Annotated in this window: 27 protein-coding genes; 18 read left to right on the top strand and 9 right to left on the bottom strand. The window is 72.7% G+C overall.

The window, feature by feature from the left end; translation table 11 throughout:
* The first annotated feature begins 6 nt into the window (after positions 1-6).
* From ACFY15_RS17350 to ACFY15_RS17375, 6 genes are all read left to right on the top strand, one after another.
* On the top strand, positions 7-1,692 hold the full coding sequence (locus tag ACFY15_RS17350; protein WP_390690570.1) for a SulP family inorganic anion transporter: 1,686 nt from the start codon (positions 7-9) through the stop codon (positions 1,690-1,692).
* The gene (locus ACFY15_RS17355; RefSeq protein ID WP_390690524.1) at positions 1,689-2,114 is read left to right on the top strand and encodes a pyridoxamine 5'-phosphate oxidase family protein; all 426 of its coding nucleotides are present in this window, start codon (positions 1,689-1,691) and stop codon (positions 2,112-2,114) included. The genes ACFY15_RS17350 and ACFY15_RS17355 overlap by 4 nt, the downstream gene beginning before the upstream one ends.
* On the top strand, positions 2,111-2,539 hold the full coding sequence (locus ACFY15_RS17360; RefSeq protein ID WP_390690523.1) for an ATP-binding protein: 429 nt from the start codon (positions 2,111-2,113) through the stop codon (positions 2,537-2,539). Before ACFY15_RS17355 ends, ACFY15_RS17360 begins: the two co-directional genes overlap by 4 nt.
* A 17-nt stretch (positions 2,540-2,556) precedes the next feature.
* The gene (locus ACFY15_RS17365; protein ID WP_390690522.1) at positions 2,557-2,994 is read left to right on the top strand and encodes an anti-sigma factor antagonist; all 438 of its coding nucleotides are present in this window, start codon (positions 2,557-2,559) and stop codon (positions 2,992-2,994) included.
* Between the two features lie 44 nt (positions 2,995-3,038).
* On the top strand, positions 3,039-3,260 hold the full coding sequence (locus ACFY15_RS17370; protein WP_390690521.1) for an alkylphosphonate utilization protein: 222 nt from the start codon (positions 3,039-3,041) through the stop codon (positions 3,258-3,260).
* A 165-nt stretch (positions 3,261-3,425) separates the two neighbouring features.
* On the top strand, positions 3,426-3,806 hold the full coding sequence (locus ACFY15_RS17375; RefSeq protein ID WP_390690520.1) for an ArsR/SmtB family transcription factor: 381 nt from the start codon (positions 3,426-3,428) through the stop codon (positions 3,804-3,806).
* Between the two features lie 415 nt (positions 3,807-4,221).
* Here the strand turns inward: ACFY15_RS17375 and ACFY15_RS17380 are convergent, their stop codons facing one another.
* From ACFY15_RS17380 to ACFY15_RS17390, 3 genes are all read right to left on the bottom strand, one after another.
* Complete coding sequence (locus ACFY15_RS17380) at positions 4,222-4,605, bottom strand: ATP-binding protein (RefSeq protein WP_390690519.1); 384 nt, start codon at positions 4,603-4,605, stop codon at positions 4,222-4,224.
* Positions 4,606-4,711: 106 nt separating this feature from the next.
* A complete protein-coding gene (locus ACFY15_RS17385; protein ID WP_390690518.1) occupies positions 4,712-4,891 on the bottom strand; it encodes a hypothetical protein in 180 nt (59 codons plus the stop codon).
* 99 nt (positions 4,892-4,990) lie between these two features.
* Complete coding sequence (locus ACFY15_RS17390; protein ID WP_390825730.1) at positions 4,991-5,734, bottom strand: carbonic anhydrase; 744 nt, start codon at positions 5,732-5,734, stop codon at positions 4,991-4,993.
* A 550-nt stretch (positions 5,735-6,284) separates the two neighbouring features.
* On the opposite strand from ACFY15_RS17390, the gene ACFY15_RS17395 reads away from it, so the two are divergent.
* The 3 genes from ACFY15_RS17395 to ACFY15_RS17405 all read left to right on the top strand — a co-directional run bounded on the left by ACFY15_RS17395 (position 6,285) and on the right by ACFY15_RS17405 (position 8,409).
* Entirely contained in the window at positions 6,285-6,488 is a 204-nt protein-coding gene (locus ACFY15_RS17395; protein ID WP_390690516.1) for a cold-shock protein, read from the top strand.
* Between the two features lie 158 nt (positions 6,489-6,646).
* Entirely contained in the window at positions 6,647-7,903 is a 1,257-nt protein-coding gene (locus ACFY15_RS17400) for an SLC13 family permease (RefSeq protein ID WP_390825731.1), read from the top strand.
* A gap of 5 nt (positions 7,904-7,908) precedes the next feature.
* Positions 7,909-8,409: a universal stress protein gene (locus tag ACFY15_RS17405; RefSeq protein ID WP_390690514.1), complete on the top strand. Its 501-nt coding sequence runs from the start codon at positions 7,909-7,911 to the stop codon at positions 8,407-8,409.
* A gap of 56 nt (positions 8,410-8,465) precedes the next feature.
* On the opposite strand, the gene aspA is transcribed toward ACFY15_RS17405, so the two are convergent.
* From aspA to ACFY15_RS17430, 5 genes are all read right to left on the bottom strand, one after another.
* The gene (gene aspA / locus ACFY15_RS17410; protein WP_390825732.1) at positions 8,466-9,875 is read right to left on the bottom strand and encodes an aspartate ammonia-lyase; all 1,410 of its coding nucleotides are present in this window, start codon (positions 9,873-9,875) and stop codon (positions 8,466-8,468) included.
* 71 nt (positions 9,876-9,946) lie between these two features.
* Entirely contained in the window at positions 9,947-10,963 is a 1,017-nt protein-coding gene (locus ACFY15_RS17415; protein WP_390825733.1) for an asparaginase, read from the bottom strand.
* 92 nt (positions 10,964-11,055) lie between these two features.
* Positions 11,056-12,495, bottom strand: coding sequence for an amino acid permease (locus tag ACFY15_RS17420; protein WP_390690511.1), 1,440 nt, complete (start codon positions 12,493-12,495; stop codon positions 11,056-11,058).
* Entirely contained in the window at positions 12,492-13,169 is a 678-nt protein-coding gene (locus tag ACFY15_RS17425) for a FadR/GntR family transcriptional regulator (protein WP_390690569.1), read from the bottom strand. Before ACFY15_RS17425 ends, ACFY15_RS17420 begins: the two co-directional genes overlap by 4 nt.
* A gap of 85 nt (positions 13,170-13,254) precedes the next feature.
* Positions 13,255-14,046, bottom strand: a complete 792-nt coding sequence (locus ACFY15_RS17430; RefSeq protein WP_390690510.1) for a gamma-glutamyl-gamma-aminobutyrate hydrolase family protein — start codon at positions 14,044-14,046, stop codon at positions 13,255-13,257.
* Between the two features lie 259 nt (positions 14,047-14,305).
* Here ACFY15_RS17430 and ACFY15_RS17435 point away from each other — a divergent pair, with 259 nt between their 5' ends.
* Together ACFY15_RS17435 and ACFY15_RS17440 are read left to right on the top strand one after the other, a co-directional pair.
* Positions 14,306-15,214, top strand: a complete 909-nt coding sequence (locus ACFY15_RS17435; protein ID WP_390690509.1) for a LysR family transcriptional regulator — start codon at positions 14,306-14,308, stop codon at positions 15,212-15,214.
* A gap of 343 nt (positions 15,215-15,557) precedes the next feature.
* On the top strand, positions 15,558-16,823 hold the full coding sequence (locus ACFY15_RS17440) for a hypothetical protein (RefSeq protein WP_390690508.1): 1,266 nt from the start codon (positions 15,558-15,560) through the stop codon (positions 16,821-16,823).
* Between the two features lie 51 nt (positions 16,824-16,874).
* Here the strand turns inward: ACFY15_RS17440 and ACFY15_RS17445 are convergent, their stop codons facing one another.
* Positions 16,875-17,078, bottom strand: coding sequence for a hypothetical protein (locus tag ACFY15_RS17445; RefSeq protein ID WP_390690507.1), 204 nt, complete (start codon positions 17,076-17,078; stop codon positions 16,875-16,877).
* 291 nt (positions 17,079-17,369) lie between these two features.
* On the opposite strand from ACFY15_RS17445, the gene ACFY15_RS17450 reads away from it, so the two are divergent.
* The 7 genes from ACFY15_RS17450 (at position 17,370) to ACFY15_RS17480 (ending at position 24,604) form a co-directional block, all read left to right on the top strand.
* Positions 17,370-17,819 (top strand): SRPBCC family protein, encoded by a 450-nt coding sequence (locus ACFY15_RS17450; protein WP_390690506.1) that lies wholly within the window; start codon positions 17,370-17,372, stop codon positions 17,817-17,819.
* A gap of 332 nt (positions 17,820-18,151) precedes the next feature.
* Positions 18,152-18,838 carry a UdgX family uracil-DNA binding protein gene (locus tag ACFY15_RS17455; protein ID WP_390690568.1) on the top strand — a complete coding sequence of 229 codons (687 nt, stop codon included), beginning with the start codon at positions 18,152-18,154 and terminating at the stop codon, positions 18,836-18,838.
* Between the two features lie 166 nt (positions 18,839-19,004).
* A complete protein-coding gene (locus ACFY15_RS17460) occupies positions 19,005-19,445 on the top strand; it encodes an SRPBCC family protein (RefSeq protein ID WP_390690505.1) in 441 nt (146 codons plus the stop codon).
* Between the two features lie 410 nt (positions 19,446-19,855).
* The gene (locus tag ACFY15_RS17465) at positions 19,856-21,022 is read left to right on the top strand and encodes a polyprenyl synthetase family protein (RefSeq protein WP_390690504.1); all 1,167 of its coding nucleotides are present in this window, start codon (positions 19,856-19,858) and stop codon (positions 21,020-21,022) included.
* Positions 21,019-22,602 (top strand): phytoene desaturase, encoded by a 1,584-nt coding sequence (locus tag ACFY15_RS17470; RefSeq protein ID WP_390690503.1) that lies wholly within the window; start codon positions 21,019-21,021, stop codon positions 22,600-22,602. Before ACFY15_RS17465 ends, ACFY15_RS17470 begins: the two co-directional genes overlap by 4 nt.
* On the top strand, positions 22,599-23,600 hold the full coding sequence (locus ACFY15_RS17475; RefSeq protein WP_390690502.1) for a phytoene/squalene synthase family protein: 1,002 nt from the start codon (positions 22,599-22,601) through the stop codon (positions 23,598-23,600). Before ACFY15_RS17470 ends, ACFY15_RS17475 begins: the two co-directional genes overlap by 4 nt.
* Positions 23,597-24,604: a DUF5914 domain-containing protein gene (locus ACFY15_RS17480; RefSeq protein ID WP_390690501.1), complete on the top strand. Its 1,008-nt coding sequence runs from the start codon at positions 23,597-23,599 to the stop codon at positions 24,602-24,604. Before ACFY15_RS17475 ends, ACFY15_RS17480 begins: the two co-directional genes overlap by 4 nt.
* Positions 24,605-24,616 lie beyond the last annotated feature (12 nt).

A 24,616-nucleotide genomic window follows, 5' to 3' on the forward strand; every position in this document is an offset into this window, starting at 1 on the left:
GCCCTGATGCCCGCTCGCGCCGACTTTCGGATGATGGCCCGACACCCGCGCAGGGACCTGCTCGCCGGGCTGACCGTCGCGATCGTGGCCCTCCCCCTCGCGCTGGGATTCGGGGTGTCCTCGGGTCTTGGCGCCGAGGCGGGGCTGGCCACAGCGGTGGTCGCGGGCGCGTTGGCCGCGGTGTTCGGAGGGTCCAACCTCCAGGTGTCGGGGCCCACGGGTGCGATGACCGTGGTGCTGGTGCCGATCGTGGCCCGGTACGGGCCCGGCGGTGTGCTGACCGTCGGGATGATGGCCGGTGTGCTGCTGATCGCGCTGGCGCTGCTGCGGGCCGGGCAGTACATGCGGTACGTGCCGGCGCCGGTGGTGGAGGGCTTCACCCTCGGGATCGCGTGCGTGATCGGCCTACAGCAGATACCCGGCGCCCTCGGCGTCGCCAAACCCGACGGCGAGAAGGTCCTGCTCGTGGCATGGCGGGCCGTGGAGTCGTTCTTCGCGGCGCCGAACTGGACCGCGGTCGGTCTCTCCGTCGGTGTGGCAGCGGTGATGCTGGCCGGTGCCCGGTGGCGGCCGACGATCCCGTTCTCGATCGTCGCGGTCATCGCCGCGACCGTCGTCGCGCAGCTCTTCCACCTGGACGCGGCGGCCCCTATCGGCGATCTGCCATCCGGACTTGCGGCCCCCTCCCTGGGCTTCCTCGACGTCACCGCGCTCGGCTCCCTGATCGCCCCGGCGGTCGCGGTGGCGGCGCTGGCCGCGCTGGAGTCACTGCTGTCGGCGACGGTGGCGGACGGGATGACGGTGGGGCAGCAGCACGACCCGGACAAGGAGCTGTTCGGGCAGGGCATCGCCAACCTGGCCGCCCCGCTGTTCGGCGGGGTCCCCGCGACGGCCGCGATCGCCCGTACCGCTGTCAACGTCCGTACCGGGGCCTCCTCCCGCCTCGCGGCGCTCACCCATGCCGCCGTCCTCGCGGTGATCGTGTTCGCCGCGGCCCCCCTGGTCTCGAAGATCCCCCTCGCCGCGCTCGCCGGGGTGCTGCTGGCGACCGCCATCCGGATGGTCGAGGTCGGTGCACTGCGCGCGATGGCGAAGGCGACCCGCTCCGACGCCGTGGTCCTCGTGCTCACCGCCGTGGCCACCTTGGCACTCGACCTCGTGTACGCGGTGATCATCGGGCTCGTCGTCGCGGGGGCGCTCGCCCTGCGCGCGGTGGCGGCCCAGGCCAGCCTGGACCGGGTCGACCTGCGCCCCGATCTGCCCGGTGAGCACAGCGACGAGGAACACGCGCTGCTGGCCGAGCACATCGTGGCGTACCGGATCGACGGCCCGCTGTTCTTCGCCGGCGCCCACCGCTTCCTCCTCGAACTCTCCGAGGTGGCCGACGTACGCGTCGTCATCCTGCGCATGTCGCGGGTGACGACCATGGATGCCACCGGCGCCCTCGTGCTCAAGGACGCGGTCGAGAAGCTGAACCGGCGCGGCATCGTCGTGATGACCTCCGGGATCCGACCCGGCCAGCGCCAGGCCCTGGCATCCGTCGGCGCCCTCGAACTGCTCCGGCACGAGGGCCGCGACTACGCCACCACCCCCGAAGCGATCGCCGGGGCCCGCAAGCACCTCGAGCGAGCCGGGATCCTGCCCGTCCGGCACCGCCCCCACCCGCACCGCACCCGGAAGGCACCGCGATGACCGCCCCCGCCCCCGCAGGCCTGCGCATGATCGAGGTCTCCGGCACCGAAGCCCTCTGGCTCCTGGAGGGCTCCACCCGAGGCCGGCTCGTCTACCTCCAGCGTGGGCAGGCCGTCATACGCCCCGCCACGCACGTGATGGAGTACGGCCGCCTCATCGTGCGCGCTCCCGTCCAGGCCGCCGCGGCTCTGGCCAGGGCAGGGCTGACCTATCAGGCCGATGAGATCCATCCTGCCGGGACCGGCTGGACCATCAGCGCCCACGGGCCGGCCGAGGTCATCACCGACCCCGACGAGGCCGCCCACTACCGGCGCACCCTGTCCGGCTGGAGCCACGGCCCGCACGACACCCTGCTGCGCCTGCACCCGCAGTCGGTGTCCGGTTTCCGCCTCGCCCGCCCCCTCGACAGGACGGGCCGATGACGACCGCACAGCTGGAGACGCTGCCGTTCCGGCATGTCCTGACCGTGCCGGCGACGGGCTCGGCCGTACGGATCGCCCGGGAGACCACCGAGCTGGTGCTGGTCGAATGCGGGGTCGGCCTGCGCCACCCGAGCATCGGGCCGGCCCTGCTGATCCTGTCCGAGCTCGTCACCAACGCGGTCCGGCACGCCGCCGCGGTGACCCCGGTGATCACGGTCACCTACGGACACGGACCCGGTGTGTTCGCTTTCGCCGTCCATGACCGCCACCCCTACCAGCCGCCCCTGTTCGGATCCCTGGCCACGGCGCCCGGCAGCGGACTGGCCACCGTGACCGAAATGACCATGGAGCTCGGCGGAACCATCGTGCTGCGCGGAGACGGGAACGGACGCGGCAAGAGCATCTGGATCACCCTGCCCCTGTGAAACCGAGGAATACGACGATGACGATCGAGTGGCGCTACACCGCCCATGACCACCTGGGCGTGCTGTCCCTGGCCGGATACCTCGGCGCGGACGCGACCGCGCGCTTCACCGGCGCCGTCGGCTGGGCCGAGGCGCGGGGAGGCGGCCCGGTGATCCTGGACCTGACCGAGCTGCTGGGCTGGTCGGCCGGCGGACAGCTCGCGGTCGCCCAGGCCGCCCGGCGCCTCGCCGCCGCCGGACGGACGCTCGAACTGGCCGCGATCCCCGCGGACGGCTCCCTCGTCCCCGACGCCCGCGAACCGGCCATCCCCGTCCACTGCGACCTGCCCACCGCCCTCGCCGCCCACCACAGCGAGGCATCGACGCCCCTCAGCCGGAGCGAGGCCGCGGGCAAGGAGTGGCACACCGACCACTGGCCCCACCCCCCGGCCCCCGCCGCACCGGCCCTCACCTGACCCGGCCCCGCCGGCCACTGCGCGAACACAAGGAAGACGGAACCATGAGCGACATCATCGTCAAGGACTCCAACGGCACACAGCTCCAGGACGGAGACTCGGTCACCCTGATCAAGGACCTGAAGGTCAAGGGCACCTCGGAGACCCTCAAGCGCGGCACCCTGGTCAAGAACATCCGCCTCACCAGCAAGCCTGCCGAGGTCGAGTGCAACACCAAGAAGGTCAAGGGCCTCGTGCTGAGGACGGAGTTCCTGAAGAAGGCCTGACCCAGGCCCGAGCGGCAAGACCGCAGTACCCCACACCCGGGCCCGGCCGTCCCCACGCGGACCTACCGGGTCCGGGCATTGCAGGAATCTGCAATTCTGGAGGTCACATACGGTGTGTGGGGACGGAAGGACCGTCCCCGTGATGATGAGTGTTGGGTGGAACAGGTGCGCAGTACACGCGCGACGGGCAAGACGGGTGACGCCGGCCATGCGCAGGCGCCGCTCTACCAGCTCAAGGCGGAGTTCTTCAAAACTCTCGGTCACCCGGTCCGCATCCGTGTCCTGGAACTGCTGAGCGAGCGCGAGCACGCGGTCGCCGAGATGCTGGCCGAGGTCGGCATCGAAGCGGCCAGCCTCTCCCAGCAGCTCGCCGTCCTGCGCAAGGCCAACCTCGTCCTCACCCGCCGCGAGGGCTCCACCGTGTACTACCGGCTCACCAGCCCCGAAGTCGCCGAGCTGCTCCGCGTCGCCCGCAGCATCCTCTCCGGCGTCCTGCAAGGCCAGGCCGAACTCCTGGCCAACCTGCGCGCCACCGGCCCGCAGTAGGGCCGCTCCGAGGGCACACCGCCCTCGGACCATGAACGGCGGCCGCCTCCCGTCGGTGCGGGTTCACTCGCGCTTCTGACACCGGGAGGCGGCCGCTCTCGCGCGTTTTCAGCCCGCCGGATCCGGATCCGGATCCGGATCCGGATCCGTGCAAGGGCCGCGGCGCGGCGGGGAACATCCCCAGCCACTTCTCGTGCTCGCCCTCACCGCTGCCCGCCTCCGTTCCCGGCACCACCGGCCACGCGCCCTCCGCCCGGGCCGGCACACGGGCGGACGCGGACCCTCACTCCGTGGCGGCCCGCCCAGGCCACGAGCTCGCCGACCTCGTTCGCGCCCGCCGTGCGCGTGACCGGTACGTGGCCCGCATCGAGGTAGGTGATCTCGTACACGGAGGCGTCTTCCCGGCCGCCGCTGGTCACGGGGTGCCCTCCGGCAGGATGAAGCGGACCACGACCGTCTTCCCCCGCCCGTCGACAGCGGACTCGACCCGTACGTCTCCGCCGTAGACCCGCGCGAGCTCGGCCACCGTCCGCAGACCCTCGCCCGCGGAACGGTAGGGGAGAGCCATCGGGCGGGAGTCCAGGTCTGCGACGCCGACCACCAGAAGGTGATCGGTCATCGTCAGCGTGACCTCGGCCTCCGGGGACCGCCGGGCATGGCGTACGGCATTGGCGACCAGCTCGCTGACGACCAGCAGCACGGCTCCGCACAGCGAGGAGCCGGCCACGAGGCCGAACAGCACCAGGGACCGCTCCGCCCGCTCGCGTGCGGCCCGCACCGAACCGGGCTCAAGGGGCACCGTCCAGGCATGCCGACGGACCTGCACCGCCGACCGCGTCCGCGCCTTGTCGCCGGAATGCCGGGCCACTACCGGGCCCCCGGCCGACAGGGGGCCGTCATACGGGTCACTGCCCCTCCGCCTCGACGCCGGTGTGCACGCCGTGATCGCAAGCCATGCGCAGCGCATCCTCCAGTTCCTCGGTGGCCTGCGCCTCCTCGAAGGCGTCGCCGGCATGGTGCGCAGCCGCCAGGCGAGCCCGCGCCGCGCGCACTCGTTCCAGCGCTGCCTCCGCGAATCCGGCCACACCACAACACCCGCCCACATACAGAACTTGTAAATTGCATAACTCTGCAAGTCTAGCGGGGTCGGCGGCCTGCGGGGAAAGATGTGCCCGGGCCTGCGGTCAGGGGATCTCGTGAACGCGCTGGCTGGTCAGTTCATACCGGGCGCCCACGACCGCCAGCTTCCCCGCTGCGACCCTCTCGGCGAGGTCCGGAGCCCTGGACAGGCGCGACCGCACCAGCCGCACGTTCGCCGTGACGGCAGCGTCGACACGCGCCTCGCCCCGAAGCCGGCGGTCGATCGCGGGGCGGATCTGATCGCCGAGGTAGCGCAGGGGGCCGGGAAGCTCTCTGCCGCCCTCATCGGCGTGCACCGCTGCCGTGACGGCGCCGCACGACTGGTGCCCCAGCACCACGACCAGCGGGATGCCCAACTCGAGCACCCCGTACTCCACGCTCGCCAGCACGGCCGCATCCAGAACCCCACCTGCCGAGCGCACCGTCATCAGGTCACCGAGCCCTTGGTCGAAAACCAGCTCCGGAGGGACGCGGGAATCGACGCAGCCAAGAACGATGGCGAACGGATGCTGCCCGCCCACCAGCTCCTGCCGTACGGTCCGCGTCTGATCGGGGTGCCGCTCGTGAAGGCTCCGCCACCGCTGGTTTCCCCCGGCCAGTTCCCGCAGTGCGGACCCCGGCGAGCTCGGCCGGGGGCGCGTCAAGCCGGGGCTCGTGGGCGGCGAGGCCGCGGAACAACCGAGTTCCAGCCCGCTGCCCACGGCCACCGCTCCCGTCAGGACGGCCCGGACGAACCAGCGCCGCCCCACGGCTCGTACACCCTCATGGCGTTCAACATCAGTGGTCACACCTCAACAAGCTAGGCGGAACAGCCTCCGAGGTCCTGTCGCCGGAACCCGCTTGGCCCGACCTTGGGGGAATCCTGGACGAAAGCCCTGTCGGGCCGCGGCGCGCCGCACCTCGCTCGACACCCGTGGCCGGCGTTGGCCGTCGAACGGACGGAGGGCCTCGCTGGGCCTTGGCCGGTACTCCCCGGGGCCGCGCATCGTCCCCGGGCGCGGGCCCGGGTGCCACGGTGCGGTCGGCGGCGCGAGAGCCGGCCTCGCCGCGCTGTCCTCCCACCGCCGCGCGGCCGAAGGAGTGAATCCGCCGGCCGGGTTCTGGCGGTCTGCTCCCGCCAGGGCCCGGCGGCCGGCGTCCGCCCGCGTGACGCGCCACCGTTGTTTCTCCGGGGACAGGGTGTGCGGGCGTGTACCGTCTGGGTCAGCTGTCGTGGTTCGGGCGCTCCCTTCGCCCACGCCGAGGCGGCGACGGTGTGCTGTGCCGCAGGAACCATGGCGATCACCTCGGCCTTCCGCACGGTGCGTGAAGGCATTTCATCGGCTGGAAGGCATGGATATGGTTACGGGAACCGTGAAGTGGTTCAACGCGGAGAAGGGCTTCGGCTTCATCGCGCAGGACGGGGGCGGCCCGGACGTCTTCGCACACTACTCGGCGATCAACTCCTCGGGTTTCCGGGAGCTCCAGGAAGGCCAGGCCGTGACGTTCGACGTCACCCAGGGCCAGAAGGGCCTGCAAGCGGAGAACATCAACCCGGCCTGACCGCTTTCCGCGACCGCCCGAACCCCGCGGCCTCCGAACGCGAAGCGGACGACGGCACGCACAGGACCTGAGCAGCCGGGCCACCAGGCAGCAGTGGGATGTCGGCGGGCCCATCGAGAGCGGTCTTGCAGGAGGCACCCCGAAAGGCTCCGCTCCTGGTGAACGCCTTGCTCGCTGAAGTGCTGTCTCTCGTTCTGCTCCTCGTGGTTCTGGGCTGTGCGGTGATCAGGCCCTGGGGCTGGCCGGAGGCGGTCGTGGCCGTCCCCGCCGCGGGGGTGGTCGTCGCCGCCGGAGCGATCTCCCTCGGCGACGCGGCGGCCGAGGCCGCCCGGCTGGGGCCGGTGATCGGTTTCCTCGCGGCTGTTCTGGTCCTGGCCCAGCTGTGCGACGACGAGGGCCTGTTCCACGCCTGTGGCGCGTGGATGGCACGCCGGGCAGCGGGACGCCCCCGCCGCCTGCTGGTCCTCGTCTTCGCGATGGCCTCCCTGATCACGGCGGTCCTCAGCCTCGACGCCACCGTGGTGCTGCTGACTCCGGTGGTCTTCGCCACCGCCGCACGGCTGGGCGCCCGCGCCAAGCCGCACGTCTATGCCTGCACGCACCTGTCGAACACCGCCTCGCTGCTGCTGCCGGTGTCCAACCTGACCAACCTGCTGGCCTTCGCCGCCAGCGGCCTGGCCTTCACCCGGTTCGCCGCGCTGATGGCGCTGCCCTGGCTGGTGGCCATCGGAGCCGAGTACGTGGTGATCCGCCGCTTCTTCGCCACCGACCTGGACGCGGGCGCCGACGCCCCGCCCGCCGCCGACGCGCCGGAGCTACCGCTGTTCGCCCTGCTCACGGTGGCGGGCACCCTCGCGGGATTCGTGCTGGCCTCGGTAGCCGGTGTCGACCCGGCCTGGGCGGCGGCCGCGGGCGCTGCCGTCCTGGCCGCCCGCGCCCTGGCACAGCGACGCACCACGGTGCCGGCGATCGTACGGGCCGCGGCCCTTCCGTTCTGCGTCTTCGTACTGGCCCTCGGCATCGTCGTCCAGGCCGTGGTCGACAACGGACTCGCCGACGTGCTGGGGCGGGTGATTCCGACCGGGACCGACCTGCCGGCCCTGCTGGCCATCGCGGCACTGGCTGCCGTACTGGCGAACGTGATCAACAACCTGCCCGCCGTCCTGGTGCTGCTCCCGCTGACCGCGCCCACCGGCGCGGGCGCCGTCCTGGCCGTGCTCCTCGGGGTGAACATCGGCCCCAACCTCACCTACGCAGGCTCCCTGGCCACGCTGCTGTGGCGGCGCATCGTGCGCGAACACGACACCGACGTGGAGCTGGGCGAGTTCACCCGGCTCGGCCTGCTCGCCACGCCGGCCGCACTGCTGCTGTCGGTGCCGGCACTGTGGGTCTCACTCCAAGCGATCGGAGGCTGAACACGGTGAGCGTCATCGTCTGGATCGTCGAAGGCACCTGGCCCGCCTGCGTCGAAGCAGCACGCACCCACACCCCCGCGGACACCGAACCGGTCCTGCTCCACATCAGCGCTCCGCAGGCACCCGGCCTGGCGCACGGCGCGTACGCCGGGCTGCTGGGCCGGGCCCGCCCCGATCGCGACCCCGGTACGCGGGTGGAGCACCTGGCGCATGCGGCAGGCGAACAGCTCCTGGCCGACGCGGCCGCCCGGCTGGGACGCCCGTGCATCCGGCAGGAACGCGCGGGCCGCGTCGAACGCGAAGTCGTGGCCGCCGCCGAAGGCGCCGACCTGCTCATCCTCGCCCGCGACGGAGACCGCACCCGCCTCGGTCCCCACAGCCTCGGGCACGCGAGCCGTTTCGTCGTCGACCACGCCCCCTGCCCGGTCCTGCTCGTCTGGCCGGAGAGCGCACCCCCCACAACCACCCTCCCGCCACCGCCGCCCCACCCCCCGCACGACCGCTGAGCCCCTTCCCGTCCGTGCGGAACCCCTGCGGGGCCGGTGTGCCGGATCGGTCGGTGTCAGGTACGGGCAGGGCCGGTGCCCGCGATCACCTCGGGCCGCAGCAGGGCGGCGAGCTGTCCGGCCGGCAGCAGGCCCCGTTCCAGGACGAGTTCGGCCACACCGCGGCCGGTGGTGAGGGCCTCCTTGGCGATGTCGGTGGCGGCGGTGTACCCGATGTGCGGGTTCAGGGCGGTCACCAGCCCGATGGAGTTCTCGACGGTGGCGCGCAGCATCTCGGTGTTGGCGGTGATGCCGCTCACGCATCGTTCCGCGAGGGTGAGGCAGGCCGCGCGCAGATGGGTGACGGACTTCGACAGCGAGTGCAGGATGACCGGCTCGAAGGCGTTGAGCTGGAGCTGTCCGGCTTCGGCGGCCATGGTGATGGTGATGTCGTTGCCGATGACCTCGAAGGCGACCTGGTTGACGACCTCGGGGATCACGGGGTTGACCTTGCCGGGCATGATGCTCGATCCCGCCTGGACGGGCGGCAGGTTGATCTCGCCGAGCCCGGCGCGCGGACCGGAGGACAGCAGGCGCAGGTCGTTGCAGGTCTTGGACAGCTTGACGGCGATGCGCTTGAGGACGCCGGACATCTGGACGAAGGCGCCGCAGTCCTGGGTGGCTTCGACGAGGTCGGGAGCGGTGACCAGGGGCAGGCCGGTGATGTCGGCGAGGTGGCGGCGGGCCGCCTCGGCGTATCCGGCCGGGGCGTTGAGGCCGGTGCCGATGGCGGTGGCGCCGAGGTTGATCTCGTGGATGAGGCCGACGGCCTCCGCGAGCCGGCTGCGGTCCTCGTCGAGCATGACGGCGAAGGCGGAGAACTCCTGTCCCAGCGTCATCGGCACGGCGTCCTGGAGCTGGGTGCGGCCCATCTTCAGCACGTCGTGGAACTCGGCGGCCTTGCGGGCGAAGGCGTTCTGCAGGACGGCCATGGCGTCGAGCAGGCCGCGGACCGCGAAGACGGTCGCGATCCGTACGGCGGTCGGGTAGACGTCGTTGGTGGACTGGCCGAGGTTGACGTCTTCGTTGGGGTGCAGGTGCCGGTAGTCGCCCCGGGCGTGGCCCAGCAGCTCCAGCGCCCGGTTGGCGATGACCTCGTTGGCGTTCATGTTGGTCGAGGTGCCGGCGCCGCCCTGGATGACGTCGACGACGAACTGGTCGTGGAGCTCGCCGCCGCGTATCTCCTGGCATGCGGCGACGATCACGGCCGCCTTCGCGGGCTCCAGCAGGCCGAGTTCCCCGTTGGCGAGGGCTGCGGCCTCCTTGACGGCGGCGAGGGCATCGATCAGGTGCGGGTAGGTGGAGATCGGCGTGCCGGTGATGGGGAAGTTCTCGGTGGCGCGCAGGGTGTGGACGCCCCAGTAGGCGTCGGCGGGGACGTCGCGGTCTCCGAGCAGGTCGTGTTCAGTGCGGCTGGCGGCGGTCATGGGGGTGCGGGTCCTCTTCCTGAGGTGGGCGGATCGGATCGGATCGGGGCGGAAAGGGGGGAAGACGGGGGTCAGCCGCCGGCGGGGACGCCGGGCGGCTTCAGGGCCGCCACCGTGCGGACGCCGCCGACGGTCCGGCCGCCGCCGGTCACCGGCTCGCCCGCGAACCCGGCGAGCAGCCGGGGCTCGACTCCCGCACGGGCGAGGGCGGCCGCTGTCACCGCGACACGCGCCCGGTCGGCCCCGTCGGCGATCTTCACGGCGATGGCCCGGCCGTCGGTCAGTGCGGCGACCTGGACGCCCTCGAAGCCGTCCTTGGCCAGCAGCCCGGGCACCGCGCGCATCAGTTCGGCCGTGTCCCGCCCTGTGCCGGAGGCCATCTCCGGGTGCACGCGCAGCGCGTTCGCGACCCGGTGCTCGGCGGTGCCCGGCGCGGCTGTGGCGATGCGGGCGCAGGCGCGGGCCAGACCGTGCAGGGACACCGCGAACAGCGGCGATCCGCAGCCGTCGACGGTGACGTTCGCGATGTGCTGGCCGGTGAGTTCCTCGACGACCCCGGCGATCATCCTCTGGAGCGGGTGGTCCGCGTCGAGATAGGTCTCCAGGGGCCAGCCGGACAGCTTGCACAGGTACAGCATCGCCGCGTGCTTGCCGGAGCAGTTCTGGGCGAGCCGGGACGGCCCGCGGCCCTCGCGGACCCAGGCGTCCCGGACGGCCGGGGCGTAGGGGAGGTCGGGGACGTTGCGCAGGTCGTCCTCGGTGAGCCCGGCCAGTTCCAGGATCAGCCGGGTGCCCGCGAGGTGGTGCTGCTCGCCGGAGTGGCTGCCCATCGCGAGGGAGAGCAGGACGCCGTCCAGCGGCAGGCCCGCCCGGACCATGGCGACGGCCTGGACCGGCTTGAGGGCCGAGCGCGGGTAGCAGGCGGCTTCGATGTCGCCGATGCCCGACCGGACGCCGCCCCCGCTGTCGAGGACGACGACGGAGCCGTAGTGGACTCCCTCGATCACGCCGCCCCGCATGAGGTGGGCGACGGGGGCATGGTGGGGCTCGCGGATCGCGGGAGCGTCGGCGAGGAGAGGGCTGCGCATCACTGCCTCGTTCGGTGGTGGGTTGCTGCTGACCGGGCCGGCCGGCGGGGGGGCCCGCCCCGAGGGTGACCGGGGCGGGCCCCCCGCCCGGCTCAGCTGTCGTTCTGGGCGGCGGCGCGCGCCACGCGGCCGCGGACCGCGTACCAGCCGAGGACCAGCGCCGCGGCGATCAGCGGCACGCACAGCACGGTGGTGCGCGCCGCTCCTCCGTCGGCGTACATGAGGACCAGGACGGAGGCGAGGAAGGCGAGGGTCACCAGTTCGGTCCACGGGGATCCGGGCAGGCGGTAGGAGGGGCGGGTCAGCTCGCCGCTGCGGGTCTTCCGCCAGAAGAGGAGGTGGCAGAGCATGATCATGCCCCAGGTGGCGAGGATGCCGATCGCGGCGAGGTTGAGGACGATCTCGAACGCGTCCGCGGGGACCACGAAGTTGAGCCCGACGCCCAGGACGCACATGCCGCTGGTGAGGAGGATGCCGCCGTAGGGGACCTGGGTGCGGCTGAGCCGGGCGGTGAAGCGCGGGGCGGAGCCGTTGACGGCCATCGAGCGCAGGATGCGGCCGGTGGAGTAGAGGCCGGAGTTGAGCGAGGACATGGCCGCGGTGAGGACGACCAGGTTCATCACGTCGCCGGCCGCCGGGACGCCGATGTGGGAGAGCACGGTCACGAACGGGCTCTGGCCGGCGCTGTAGCTGTTCCAGGGCATCAGCATCGACAGCAGGACGACCGAGCCGACGTAGAAGAGGCCCACGCGCCACATGATCGAGTTGATCGCCTTGGGCATGATCTCCTCGGGGTTCTCGGTCTCCCCGGCCGTGACGCCGACCAGCTCGACGGAGGCGTAGGCGAAGACGACGCCCTGGATGATCAGCAGCATGGGAAGCAGGCCGTTGGGGAAGATCCCGCCGTTGCCCGTGATCAGGGCCGGGCCGGGGACGGCGCCGTCGACGGGGTGCCGGGTCGCCAGGAGGAAGATCGCGATCCCCATGAAGACGACCAGGGCACTGACCTTGACGATGGCGAACCAGAACTCCAGTTCGCCGAAGATCCGTACCGAGATCAGGTTCACGGTCAGGACCACGGCCAGGGCTATGAGCGCGATCACCCACTGCGGAACGTCGGAGAACAGGTGCCAGTAGTGGGTGTAGGTGGCCACCGCGGTGATGTCGGCGATGCCGGTGGTCGCCCAGTTCAGGAAGTACATCCAGCCCGCGGTGTAGGCGCCCTTCTCCCCGAGGAACTCCCGGGCGTAGGAGACGAAGGCACCGGAGGACGGCCGGTACAGGACGAGTTCGCCGAGCGCACGCACGACGAGGAACGCGAAGATCCCGCAGACGGCGTAGGCGACGAACAGGGAGGGTCCGGCGTCGGCGAGGCGTCCGCCCGCGCCGAGGAAGAGCCCGGTGCCGATCGCACCCCCGATGGCGATCATGTTGACGTGCCGGGGTTTCAAGGACTTGCTGTAGCCGGTGTCCCCGGCGTCGACGTGACGGGTCGTGGGGCGCTTCTCGTCTTTGAGGAACTGCTCGCTCACGCCTCGGGTCTGCCTTCCGTAGGGGCGGTTGTGCGCTGGGGGCGCACGATGTCGGTGAGGGTCGTCTCGACCCGCAGCAGGTGGTGGGACATGGCCTCCACCGCGTCGTGCTCGCTGCCGTCGGCCAGCGCCTCGAGGATCGCCCGGTGCTCGCAGTTGGACTGCTCGCGCCGGCCGCCCAGTTCGTTGAGGAAGGTCGACTGACGCGCCAGCGCGTCACGGATCTCCTCGATGACCCGGCGGAAGACCGGGTTGCCGGAGGCCTCGGCCACCGCCAGGTGGAAGACGGTGTCCATCGCCACCCACGCGGTGGTGTCGGTCTCCCGCTCCATCCGCTCCAGCAGATGGCTCAGATGGTCCAGGTCCTCCGGTGTACGGCGCAGTGCGGCGTACCCGGCGACCGGGATCTCGACGTGTCGGCGCACCTCCAGCAGGTCGCTGGCGGCGTAGTCGCCGAAGGTGGGGTCCTCGACCGTGTTGGCCACGACGAAGGTGCCCTTGCCGCTCTTCGAGACGGTCAGCCCCATGGCCTGCAGGGCCCGCAGGGCCTCCCGCAGTACGGGCCGGCTGACCTCGAGGGTGCGGCACAACTCGGCTTCGGAGGGGAGCTTGTCGCCTACGACGTACTCACCGCGCTCGATGGCGCTGCGCAGGTGGCCGAAGACCGCTTCCATGGCGCTGACGCGCCGCGGAAGGGGGCCACCTGTCTGGCTGTCTGACAGGTTCACGCTGTGATCCTGCGGGGTGCGCCGCAGGGTGTCAAGACACCTGCGTCGGGAAAATCCCGCCCGGTGAGCTTCGCGCCGTGCGCTCCATCCGTCCGGCCCCCGCGGCCTCGTCGGTGTCCGCGACGAAGTCCGCGGCAGCGACCAGGGCCTGCACGACCGGCACGTCGACGCCCATCTCCGGGTGCCACTGGACGCCCACGGCGAAGCGGTGACGGGTGCTCTCGATCGCCTCGACGGTGCCGTCCGCCGCACGGGCGGCCACGATCATCCCCGCGCCCGGGCGGTCCACCGCCTGGTGATGGTGGGTGGCGACCTCGCGGGTTCCCGGCAGGAGGGCGCCGATCCGCGTCCCCGGTACGGTGCTCACGGCGTGGGCGCAGAAGTGGCCCCGGTAGGGGTTGTGGCCGTGGTGGCCCACCCGGTCGGGCAGGTGCTGGATGAGGGTGCCGCCGGCGTGGACGTTCATCAGCTGCATTCCCCGGCACACGCCGAGCACGGGTATGTCGCGGGCGAGGGCGGCGGCCAGCACGGCCAGTTCCCATTCGTCGCGCTCGCGCACCGGGGGCCCCGTACGCGGGTGGGGCGCCGCCCCGTACAGTGCGGGATCCACGTCCTCGCCCCCCGTCAGGACGATCGCGTCCAGACGGCCGACCACGTCGGCCGCGGCCGCGGGCGCGTCCGGCGGCAGCAGCACGGTGCGGCCGCCCGCCGCCTGGACGCAGTCCGTGTAGGCCGCGGGCAGCACGGCGGCGGGCAGGTCCCACTCGCCCCACTGCGCGTGGGCGAGGTAGGTGGTGAGTCCGATGAGCGGAGGCTGGGGCATACCACTTCCTTTCGGGGCATGAGGGGTGCCCGTCGACGGTGGGATCCGCGCCCGTCCGACGGGCCGGCGCGGCCGCGGCAGGCTGCGGCGGGGGCGAGGACGGTACGGGCGGAGGGCGCCCTGAGGGTGGAGGAGAGGCCTTCGCGCGGCCCGGGAACGCGGGCTTGCGTTTTTCTCGCCGCGAGCAAGAATCCTGCTGGCGTTCATCTCGAATCACAAGAAAACACATCTTCGCGACAGATAAGTGAGCCTTAACTCCGTGCACGGACTCGACCCCCGCCTGCTCGCCACCCTCGAAGCCGTCGTACGGCACGGCTCCTTCAGCGCCGCCGCACGCGAACTCGGCTACAGCCCGCCCGCCGTCTCCCAGCAGATCGCCGAACTCGAACGCCGCGCGGGCCTTCGGGTGCTTGAGCGCCGCCCCGTGCGCGCCACACCGGCCGGCGAGGTCCTCCTCGACGCCGAACAGGGCGTCCGCAGCGCCCTGGCCGCGGCATCGGCCGAACTCGACGCCATGCGCGCCGGTACCGCCGGACGGATCCGCCTCGGCGCCTTCGCCTCCGCCGCCACCGGCATCGTTCCCCAGGCGCTGGCCCGGCTCCACGCCGCCTACCCCCACGTCCAGGTCAGCCTCTCCCAGCTCGAACCCGAAGCCGGCTACAGCCGGCTCAAGCGCGGCGACATGGACCTGGCCCTCAGCTACGACTACGACTTCATCCCCGTGCCCCCGCCCCGGACGCTCCGCCGGACCCTGATCGCCCGGGACCCGGTGGTGGCCGTCGTCCCGGCCGACCACCGCCTGGCCGACAGGGAGGTCATCGACCTGGCCAGCCTCGCCTCCGAGACATGGATCGCCGCCCCGGAGGCCGCACTGCGCCTGGAACTGCTCTCCCAGATGGCCAAGACGCCCGGCTTCCAGGCCCGCCTGCAGTACGAGGGAGACGATTTCAATACCGTGCTCGGCTTCGTGGCCGCAGGCCTGTGCGTGGCCCTCATGCCCCAACTCGCCCTGCCCCGCGCCAGCCCCGAGATCGTCGCCCGCCCCCTGGCCGCACCCCGGCTGACGCGCTTCATCTACGCCGTCCGCATCGACACCCGGCACACCCCGGGCGCCGTCCTGGACCTCGAGCGGATACTCGCCGCCCAGGCGCGGGCCGCACTCTCCTGACGCGCACGGCACCGGAGGCCACATGCGACCGGTCCGCCGCGTGACCACGCGCCGCGCCCACCCGCAGGCCGGCCCGGGCCGCGACGGCTGCGGGAAGGGGATCGCAACGCTGTTCCCCGTCCCCTTCCCGCAGGCGACGGACCCCGCAGCCGGCGGTGAACGGACCGTGAAGGGCGCACGAAATACAGCCACGTTGCCGCCGCGTGCACGCGCGTAGACCCCTCCGCGGAGCCAGCGTTCCCAGCGTGTCCGACTATCGGACGCAGTGGCTGAAAATTAAACTACTATCTGGCGAGCGGACTACGTTGGCCGTGGTTGACGTTCCACCGAGAGGAAACCCCTCATGACCGCAGCCGACAGCGCGCCGAGAACAGCCCGCGTCCTCACCGGCTACCGCCCCGAGGACGGCTTCATGGCCGCGGAGCTGGACCCGCCACCAGCCGAGTACATATGGCACGACGAGCACGCCGAGCAGCAGGACCAGCGCTACGGACCAGGTACGGGATACCAGCAGTGGCTGGCGATCGACGCGAACGACGGCGCCGTCTGGTTCGGCGACACCGACTGGAGGGCTCCGCGGGAGAGCCTCGCCGGCCGGCTCCCCGGACTCCCCCGCAGGGCACTCGGCGACGGGGCCATCCCCGCCCCCGGAACCATGGTGCAACTCCTCGGCCACCTCACCCATGACCAAGAGCACGGTTGCACCTGGCGCTTCTTCACCGCAGAAGAGCTCCACACCCTCGCCCTGCGCATCCTGCCCGCCGTGCAGCGCCTCGTCGACTCGGTCCACCGCATCGGGCCGGACGGAGAACTGGAGTGGTCGGCCGAGGCCGCCACCGCCTGGGACGACATCGAACACACCACCACCCACACCCTCGACCTTTCCGGTACACCCCACTGGCCCAGGCTGCGCATGACACCGACCCCCGCCTGGCGCGTGGAGGTCGGCGCCTTCCTCGCCGCCAACCCCGAGCTGTGCGAACCCTCCTGGGCCGTGGCCGCCGACGCCGAACTCGACGCCTACGCCGACTACCACCCCGACACCGGCTACGGGGGAGTACCGGGCAGGGCATGCCACACCGCCGAAATGCAGATCGAGGACGGGTTCACCTTCTACGGCCACCGCGCCGCCCTGTACGCCTACCGCGCACAGGCGTGCGGCGACCGCGCCCCGACGGACGCCCGCACCTGGCTGGAGACGACGGAGACCGGCAAGAGCACCTGGGAGGCGGCCAAACCCCCCGGAGCCACCCTCGCCGACGTCCCCGACTGCGTGCTGACCGACCTGGCCGAGAGGTTCCAGAACGCCGCGCGCGAACACGGGCTCGTCCTGACCGGACTCAACACCTACCTCCACCACCTGCGTGCCGAAGAACGCGCCGGCGTCGAACAGCAGCTCGTCTTCGAGGGCGGGGAAGTCGAACGCCTCGAGAACATGCTCAAGGACTTCCGCTCCGGCCGGAACCGCACCGTGACGCGGATCCTGGCCTGGTCCGACGGACGCAGCGACGCCGAGATCGCCCGCCTGGCCTCCATGCCCGACACCTACGTCAGCGAGTGGCGAGCCCGCCTGAACGACGATCAGAGCGCCGCCCCACCCGGACCGTGAAACCACCTGTACGGCCGGCACAGGGGCGCCCGGCTCCCGGGCCGGTGCGGGCTACTGCTCGCCGGTCGGGGTCTCGGCCGTCCGCAGGGCCTGGCCGGCGATGGTGAGGGCCTCCTCCTCATGACCCGCTGCCTTCGCCGCCTCGGCCTGGCTGAGGGCGACGCGGAGCAGTTCGACGATGTGCTCCGGCAGCCTGTTCGACGCCACCACGTCGGACAGTTGCTGGATGGTGTCGGCGGCCAGGTCCTCGGACATGGGGCTGGTTTCCTCCGTCGTCGATGTCGATCAAGGCCACGTGCGACGCTACCAGCCGCCGAGGGACACACCGCGGACCGGAGCCGACGCACCCGGATGAACGGGTGGCCCGCCCAGGTGCGGGTGGGAGGGCTCCGTCCGGGGTGCCGGTGACGGTGAGGGCGCGGCAAACGGCTCCCCGGGCGGGTGGTGTCGGCCGGGGACCGCGGGGCACGGGCGGTGGCGGGGCAGGGATGTCCTGGCCGCATGCCGTCCGGTCGGCGGCCACCCACAGCCGGAAGGAGCTTTGCCATGTCGCAGGTCAAGGAGTCCATCGAGGTGGACGTGCCGGTGACGACGGCCTACAACCAGTGGACGCAGTTCGAGTCGTTCCCGCAGTTCATGGATGGTGTGGAGCGGATCGAGCAGCGCACGGACACGCTCACGCACTGGGTGACCAGGGTCGGCGGTGTGCGGCGGGAGTTCGACGCGGAGATCACCGAACAGGTCCCGGACATGAAGGTCGCCTGGGTGACGGTCGGGGGACAGACGGAGCAGTCCGGGCTGGTCACGTTCCGGCCCATCGATCCCGCGCATACGGAGGTCACGCTGATGATGGACTTCGATCCCGAGGGGATGGCGGAGAACATCGGCGACAAGTTCGGATTCGTCGACCGCCAGGTCAAGGGCGACCTCAAGCGGTTCAAGCATTTCATCGAGGACCGGGGCAGGGAAACGGGCGCCTGGCGCGGCCACGTCTGACCGGCGGCGCGACGCGGCGGGCAGCGCACGAACCGCCCGCCGCCTCGACGCCCTTGGCCGGTGGACGCAGACACGCAGACCGGGACGCCGAAGGCGCGGCGCAGCCGGGGCCGGCCGGGGCAGGTCAGCGGGGCGGGTCGGGCAAAGCCCGGTATTCACCGGCTCAAGCCGCGCAAGGACGGCCGACACGCCTTTGACGCCGAGACGGTCGGGCCGCCGGTGGTTTCCCGCCGGGCCACTCGGGCAGAAGCGTACTCCCGTCAGGTCGTGTGCTCACGGAGCCGGCCAGGGCGTACGACGGGACACCACGGCGTGGAGGCAGTGCAGTGGTCATGGACGCGGAGGCGGGTGCTGCTTCGGCTGCGGACCGTGGCCAGGGGTACGACGCCACGCCCTACCTGCCCTCGCGCGGCGGGCTGGCGGCCCTGCGACGGGCGGCGGCCGACTGCCACGGATGTCCCCTCTTCCTCGATGCCACGCAGACGGTGTTCGGAAAGGGCCCGGCCGGAGCGCGGCTGATGCTGGTCGGGGAGCAGCCCGGAGACCAGGAGGACGTGAAGGGGGAGCCCTTCGTCGGCCCGGCGGGGCAACTCCTGCGCCGGGCGCTCGACGAGGCCGGCCTGGGTGACGAGAAGGCGTACTTCACCAACGTGGTGAAGCACTTCAAGTTCACCCCGGCCGCGGGCGGCAAGCGCCGGATCCACAAGTCTCCGAACCTGCGGGAGATGACCGCGTGCAGGCCCTGGCTGGCGGAGGAACTGAGACGGGTCACTCCCGAGTTGCTGGTGGTGCTGGGAGGAACGGCGGGCAGGGCGTTGCTCGGGTCGTCGTTCCGGGTGGGCGAGCAGCGTGGTGTCCTGCTGCCGATGCCGGACCCCTCCGGTGAGCGGTCCGGAGCCGCCGACGGCCGGCTGCTGGCCACGGTCCACCCCTCCGCCGTCCTGCGGGCCGGCGACCGGAAGGCGGCCTTCGCGGGACTGGTGGCCGACCTGTCCGTGGCCGCCACCGTGCTGCGGTAGGAGAGCGGACACGAGACGCGGGTGGCCGCGGCCGCGTCGTCCTCGGGGCCGCGCCGGACCACGTCCAGAACCGGTCCACGACGTGGCGCCGGGCGGCCGGCCTCCGGCTCGGAGGACTCGGCGTCGATCGAGGACTTCGGACGGGCCCCTTCCCTACGATCGTGCCGTGCCCACTTTCTCCCTCGAACGCACGCCCCCGCTCGCCCCCGCGGAGGCGTGGCGCAGGCTGACGGAATGGCCCCGCCACGCCGATGTGGTCCCGCTGACCAGGATCGAGGTGCTCACCGCGCCGCCGACCCGCGAGGGCACGCGTTTCGTGGCCCGGTCGGGCGTCGGACCGATGAGCTTCGACGACGTCATGGAGGTGAAGGTCTGGCGCCCGCCGGTGGGCGACGAGCCCGGCCTGTGCCGGCTGGAGAAGCGCGGCCGGGTCGTCCTGGGCTGGGCGGAGATCGAGGTCCGGCCAGGGCCGGGGGGCCGCAGCCGGGTGGTGTGGCGGGAGGAACTGCGCGTCCGCTTCCTGCCCCGCCTCTTCGACAGCGTCCTGAACCGGACGGCCCGCCTCATGTTCGGCCGCGCGGCGACCCAGCTGCTCAGGAAGGCCTGAACGACGACGGTGCGCTGCGCCTGCCGGGTCGCCGTGTCGTGTGGATCGGGGTGTGCGTGCCCGTCGTTCAGGCCCCGGTGCCGCCGGTCGACAGCCCAGAACTCGCTCCGGCAACGGTGTTCCGGACTCCCTCGCGCAGACCGGCGGCGACCTGTCTGCGGTCATCGTCGGCGCGGCGGTCAAGGCCCCAGCCGCGGCCCCCACGCTCGTCCCGCCGGCCGGGCGGCGTCCGGCCCCCGCCCGCCTGCCCCGCCCGCCGAGCGCGGCCGGCGCGGCCGGCGAAGCGTAAGCCGTACCCCCATCCGAGCGGGAGCGCGTCAGACGCCTGTGGTTCTGGGGGAGGGATCAGTACACAACAAGCGCCGCGATCAGGTCCAGGCGTTCCAGCAGCTGAGCGGGAGAAGGCTTGCATGTCTCATCTGTGGACGACCCCGGCCGGCCGGGCCGGCCCCGGGCGTGCCGCATCCGATGCTGGCCCCGCTCTGACCAGCACGGACAAGGCCATCGAGGTCGGCGAGGAATTTCTGCACCGACGACTTGACACCGCACTGCACGCCGCCCGGCAGACCGACGACGTGTTCGCCGACGAGGTCGCGGACCGCGTCGCCGACCTCGTACGCAGGGGAGGCAAACGGCTGCGCACCGCGTTCGTGTGGTGCGGGTGGCAGGCTGCGGGCGGCCACGGCGACCCCGAGGACGTCCTGCGTCTCGGCGCGGCCCTCGAACTGCTCCAGGCCTGCGCCCTGGTGCACGACGACGTCATGGACGGCTCCCCGGTCCGGCGCGGAGCGCCCGCCGTGCACGTCGACTTCGCCCGCATGCACGGCGAAGGGCGGATGCGCGGCTCCCTGGAGGCCTTCGCGACCGGTGCGGCCATCCTCGCCGGGGACCTGGCCCTGGCCTGGGCCGACGACCTCTTCACCGAAACCGCCCTGGGGTCCGAGCACGGCGGATGCCTGCACCGCGAGTGGCAGGCGATGCGCACCGAGATGGCCGCGGGGCAGTACCGCGACATCCGCGCCCAGGCTCTCGGATCGTCCGACGTCACCGAGGCGGTCACCGTCGCCACCCTCAAGAGCGCGTTCTACACCGTGGTACGGCCCCTCGGTCTCGGCGCCGCCCTCGCCGGCGCGGACGAGCCCACGCTCGGTGCGCTGCGGTCGGCCGGCCGCTGCGCGGGCCTGGCCTTCCAGCTCAGCGACGACCTGCTCGGCACGTTCGGCGATCCCGCCGACACCGGCAAGCCGGCCGACGACGACCTGCGCGACCGCAAACTCACCTATCTCCTCGCCGTCGCGACCCGCCTCGCCGAGGCCTCGGGCGATGTGCAGGCCGGCGTCGTGCTCGCGCCCGGCGCCGAGCCCCGCTCGGAGACGGGCATCGCGCAGATGCGCTCCGCCGTGGAACGCACCGGGGCCCGGGCCGCTGTGAGCGCGGAGATCACCGAACTCGCCGCGGCGAGCGTGGAGCACTTCGCGGCGACCGGCGCGCCCGACCGCATCGTCGAGGAGTTCGACGCCCTGGTGCGGCGGGCCACGGGCGGGGTGGCGGACACCGCGTTCCGGGAGGACCGATGAAGACCGTACCCGGCCCCACGGGGCACGTCGTCGTCGTGGGGGCGGGGCTGGCCGGGCTGGCCTGCGCCCTGCACCTTCTGGGGGCCGGGCGCAGCGTCACCGTGGTCGAACGCGGCAGCGGGCCCGGCGGCAGAGCGGGCCGAGCGGAGATGGGCGGATACCTGCTCGACACCGGCCCCACCGTCCTGACGATGCCGCACCTGGCCGACGAGGCCTTCGCCGCCGTGGGCGACAGCCTGGCCGCTCACGTCGAGCTCCTGCCCCTGCACCCCGCCTACCGGGCCGTGTTCGCCGACTCCTCCCGCCTCGACGTCCACACCGACGGCGAGGCCATGGAGGCGGAGGTCCGCGACTTCGCCGGCGCCGCCGAGGCGGCCGGGTACCGGCGGCTGCGCACGTGGCTGGAGCGGCTGTACCGGGCGCAGATGCGCCGCTTCATCGACACCAACTTCGACTCGCCCTTCCAGCTCCTGCACCCGGACCTGGCACGGCTCGCGGCACTGGGCGGCTTCGGACGCCTCGACCGCAAGATCGGCAGCTTCCTGGCCGACGAGCGGCTTCGCCGGGTGTTCTCGTTCCAGTCCCTGTACGCAGGCGTCCCGCCGGCCCGCGCCCTCGCCGCCTACGCCGTCATCGCCTACATGGACACCGTGGCCGGGGTGTGGTTTCCCCGCGGCGGCATGCACGCCCTGCCCGCCGCCATGGCCGCCTGCGCCGAACAGGCCGGCGCGTACTTCCACTGGTCCTCCGAAGTCACCCGACTCGAACACGCGGGCGGCCGGGTCCGCGCCGTACACGTGGCCCCGGACGTACGGATCCCGTGCGACGCGGTCGTCCTCACACCGGACCTGCCCGTCGCGCGCCGTCTGCTCGGACGCGCTCCCCGCCGCCCGGTACGCCTGCGCCACTCGCCGTCCGCGGTGGTCCTGCACGCGGGCACGGACCGCACCTGGCCGGACCTGGCCCACCACACGATCTCTTTCGGCGCTGCGTGGGAGCGTACGTTCGACGAGCTCACACGCACCGGGACCCTGATGAGCGACCCCTCCCTGCTGATCACACGCCCCACCACCCACGACCCCGGACTGGCGCCGCCCGGCAGGCACCTCCACTACGTCCTGGCACCCTGCCCCAACACCGACTCCGGCCCCTCCGCGGCCGCCTGGCGCGCCCTCGGCCCCCGCTATCGCGACTGCCTTGCCGCGGAACTCGAACGCAGGGGCCTGCACGGGTTCGCCGACAGCATCGAGCGCGAGATGCTCGTCACCCCGGCGGACTGGACCAGTCAGGGCCACGGCGCCGGCAGCCCCTTCTCCGTCTCGCACACCTTCGCCCAGACGGGGCCGTTCAGGCCCCGCAACCTGGTGCGTCACCTCGACAACGTGGTCCTGGCCGGCTGCGGCACCACGCCTGGCGTCGGCGTCCCCACCGTGCTCATCAGCGGCAAGCTCGCCGCCGCCCGCATCACCGGCGTCCGACCCGGCGTCCGTTCCGCCGGTGCCCGGCCCGCGGCCGGTCCGCCGCCCGGCGTCCGACCCGCCGGCCGCCGGACTACCGCAGGAAGGCCCCCCGCCCCATGAGCAGCCGTGAACTGGACGCCGCGGGCGTCACCGCCCCGCACCTCAGAGCCGCGTACACGCTGTGCCGCCGCCTCAACGCCGCCCACGGGCGCACCTACTTCCTCGCCACCCGCCTCCTGCCCGTCGAACGCCGCCCCGCCGTCCACGCCCTGTACGGCTTCGCCCGCTGGGCCGACGACATCGTCGACGACCTCGACCGCCGCGAGACCCCGGCCGTACGCGACCGGCAGCTCGCCAGCCTGGAGGCGGCCCTCGCCCACGGGCTCTGCACGGGGACCAGCACGGAACCCGTCGTCCAGGCCGTCGCCCACACCGCCGCCCACTACCGCATCCCGCACACCCACTTCACCGACTTCATGACCTCCATGCGCGACGACCTCACCGTCACCGACTACCCGACCTACCAGGACCTGCGCGCCTACATGCACGGCTCGGCCGCGGTCATCGGACTCCAGATGCTGCCCGTCCTCGGCACCGTCACCGACCCGCGGGAGGCGGCACCCCACGCGGCCGCCCTCGGCATCGCCTTCCAGCTGACCAACTTCCTGCGCGACGTCGGGGAGGACCTCGACCGGGGCCGCGTCTACCTGCCCGCCGACCTGCTGGCAGCGCACGGCGTGGACCGCCCGCTCCTCGAGGACAGCCGCCGCACCGGCCGCCGCGACCCACGCATCCGCGCCGCGCTCGTCGCGGCAGAGGCACTGACCCGCACGGTGTACCGGCAGGCCGAGCCGGGCATCGCCATACTCGATCCCCGCGTACGGCCCTGCATCCGCACGGCGTACGTCCTCTACCGCAGCATCCTCGACGCCATCGCGGCCGACGACTACGCCGTCCTGCACAGGCGCAGCGCCGTCACCCGCCGGCGCAGGGCCGTCACGGCCGCCGCCGGCGCCGCCCAGGTCGCGGCCGCCCGCCTGCGCCACCGCCACGCGTGCCGCGGACCCGCCCCGGTGCTCCCGGACCGGGTGAACTCCGCCCAGGGAACGCCCGAATGAGCGGCCACGCGCGTCACCTGCGCCGGCGGACCCCGCTGCGGCTGCGGACCGGCCCCGACTGGGCCGCGCAGACACCGACCTGGCAGCAGGCACAGCCGGCCCTCATCGCCGCCGCCCTCAAGCGGGCCCAGGCCCGCCCCTGCGGCAACTGGTTCGTCGTCGGCGCTTCCCGGAGCGTCGCCGCCGACGGCCGCCCCAGCGGAAGGACGGTCGGCGGCACGGAGATCGTCCTGTGGCGCACCGCATCCGGCGACCTGCGTGCGGGCCCGGGCGCCTGCCCCCACCTGGGGGCGCCCCTGCGCGACAGCCGCGTGGTGTGCGGCACGCTGGTGTGCCACTGGCACGGCATGGTTCTCGACGGCACCCCGTTCGCCGGATGGCAGCCCTACCCCGTACACGACGACGGCGTCCTGGTGTGGGTACGGCTGGACCACATCGGCGGCGGGCAACCGACCGACCGGCCCCCGCCGGCCCTGCGGCCCGATCCCGGCCGGGCCGTGGACGCGGTGGTCACCGTCGTCGGGCGCTGCGAACCCGAGGACGTGGTGGCCAACCGCCTCGACCCCTGGCACGGATCGTGGTTCCACCCCTACTCCTTCACCGACCTGCGCGTGATCAGCGCCCCGCAGGGAGAGCAGGACGACCCCTTCGTCGTGGACGTCTCCTTCACGGTGGCGGGCCGGCTCGTGGTGCCCGTACGGGCCGAGTTCACCGCCCCCGGGCCGCGTACCGTCCTCATGCGGATCACCGAGGGCGAAGGGCGCACCTCCATCGTCGAGACCCACGCCACGCCCCTGACCCCGCCCGGCGCGGCCGCGCCCAGAACCGCCGTCGTCGAAGCGGTGGTGGCCGTCTCCGACCGCCCCGGCTTCCGCCTGGCCCGCGCCCTCGCCCCGGCCCTGCGTCCGCTGATGGCCCGCGCCGCCGGCCGCCTGTGGCGCGACGACCTCGCCTACGCCGAGCGCCGATGGGCGCTGCGCAGCGCCGGCACCCTCCCCGGCTGACGACGGGCGGCG

It is taken from the genome of Streptomyces sp. NPDC001373 (assembly GCF_042895815.1).
In the GTDB taxonomy this organism is placed as follows: domain Bacteria; phylum Actinomycetota; class Actinomycetes; order Streptomycetales; family Streptomycetaceae; genus Streptomyces.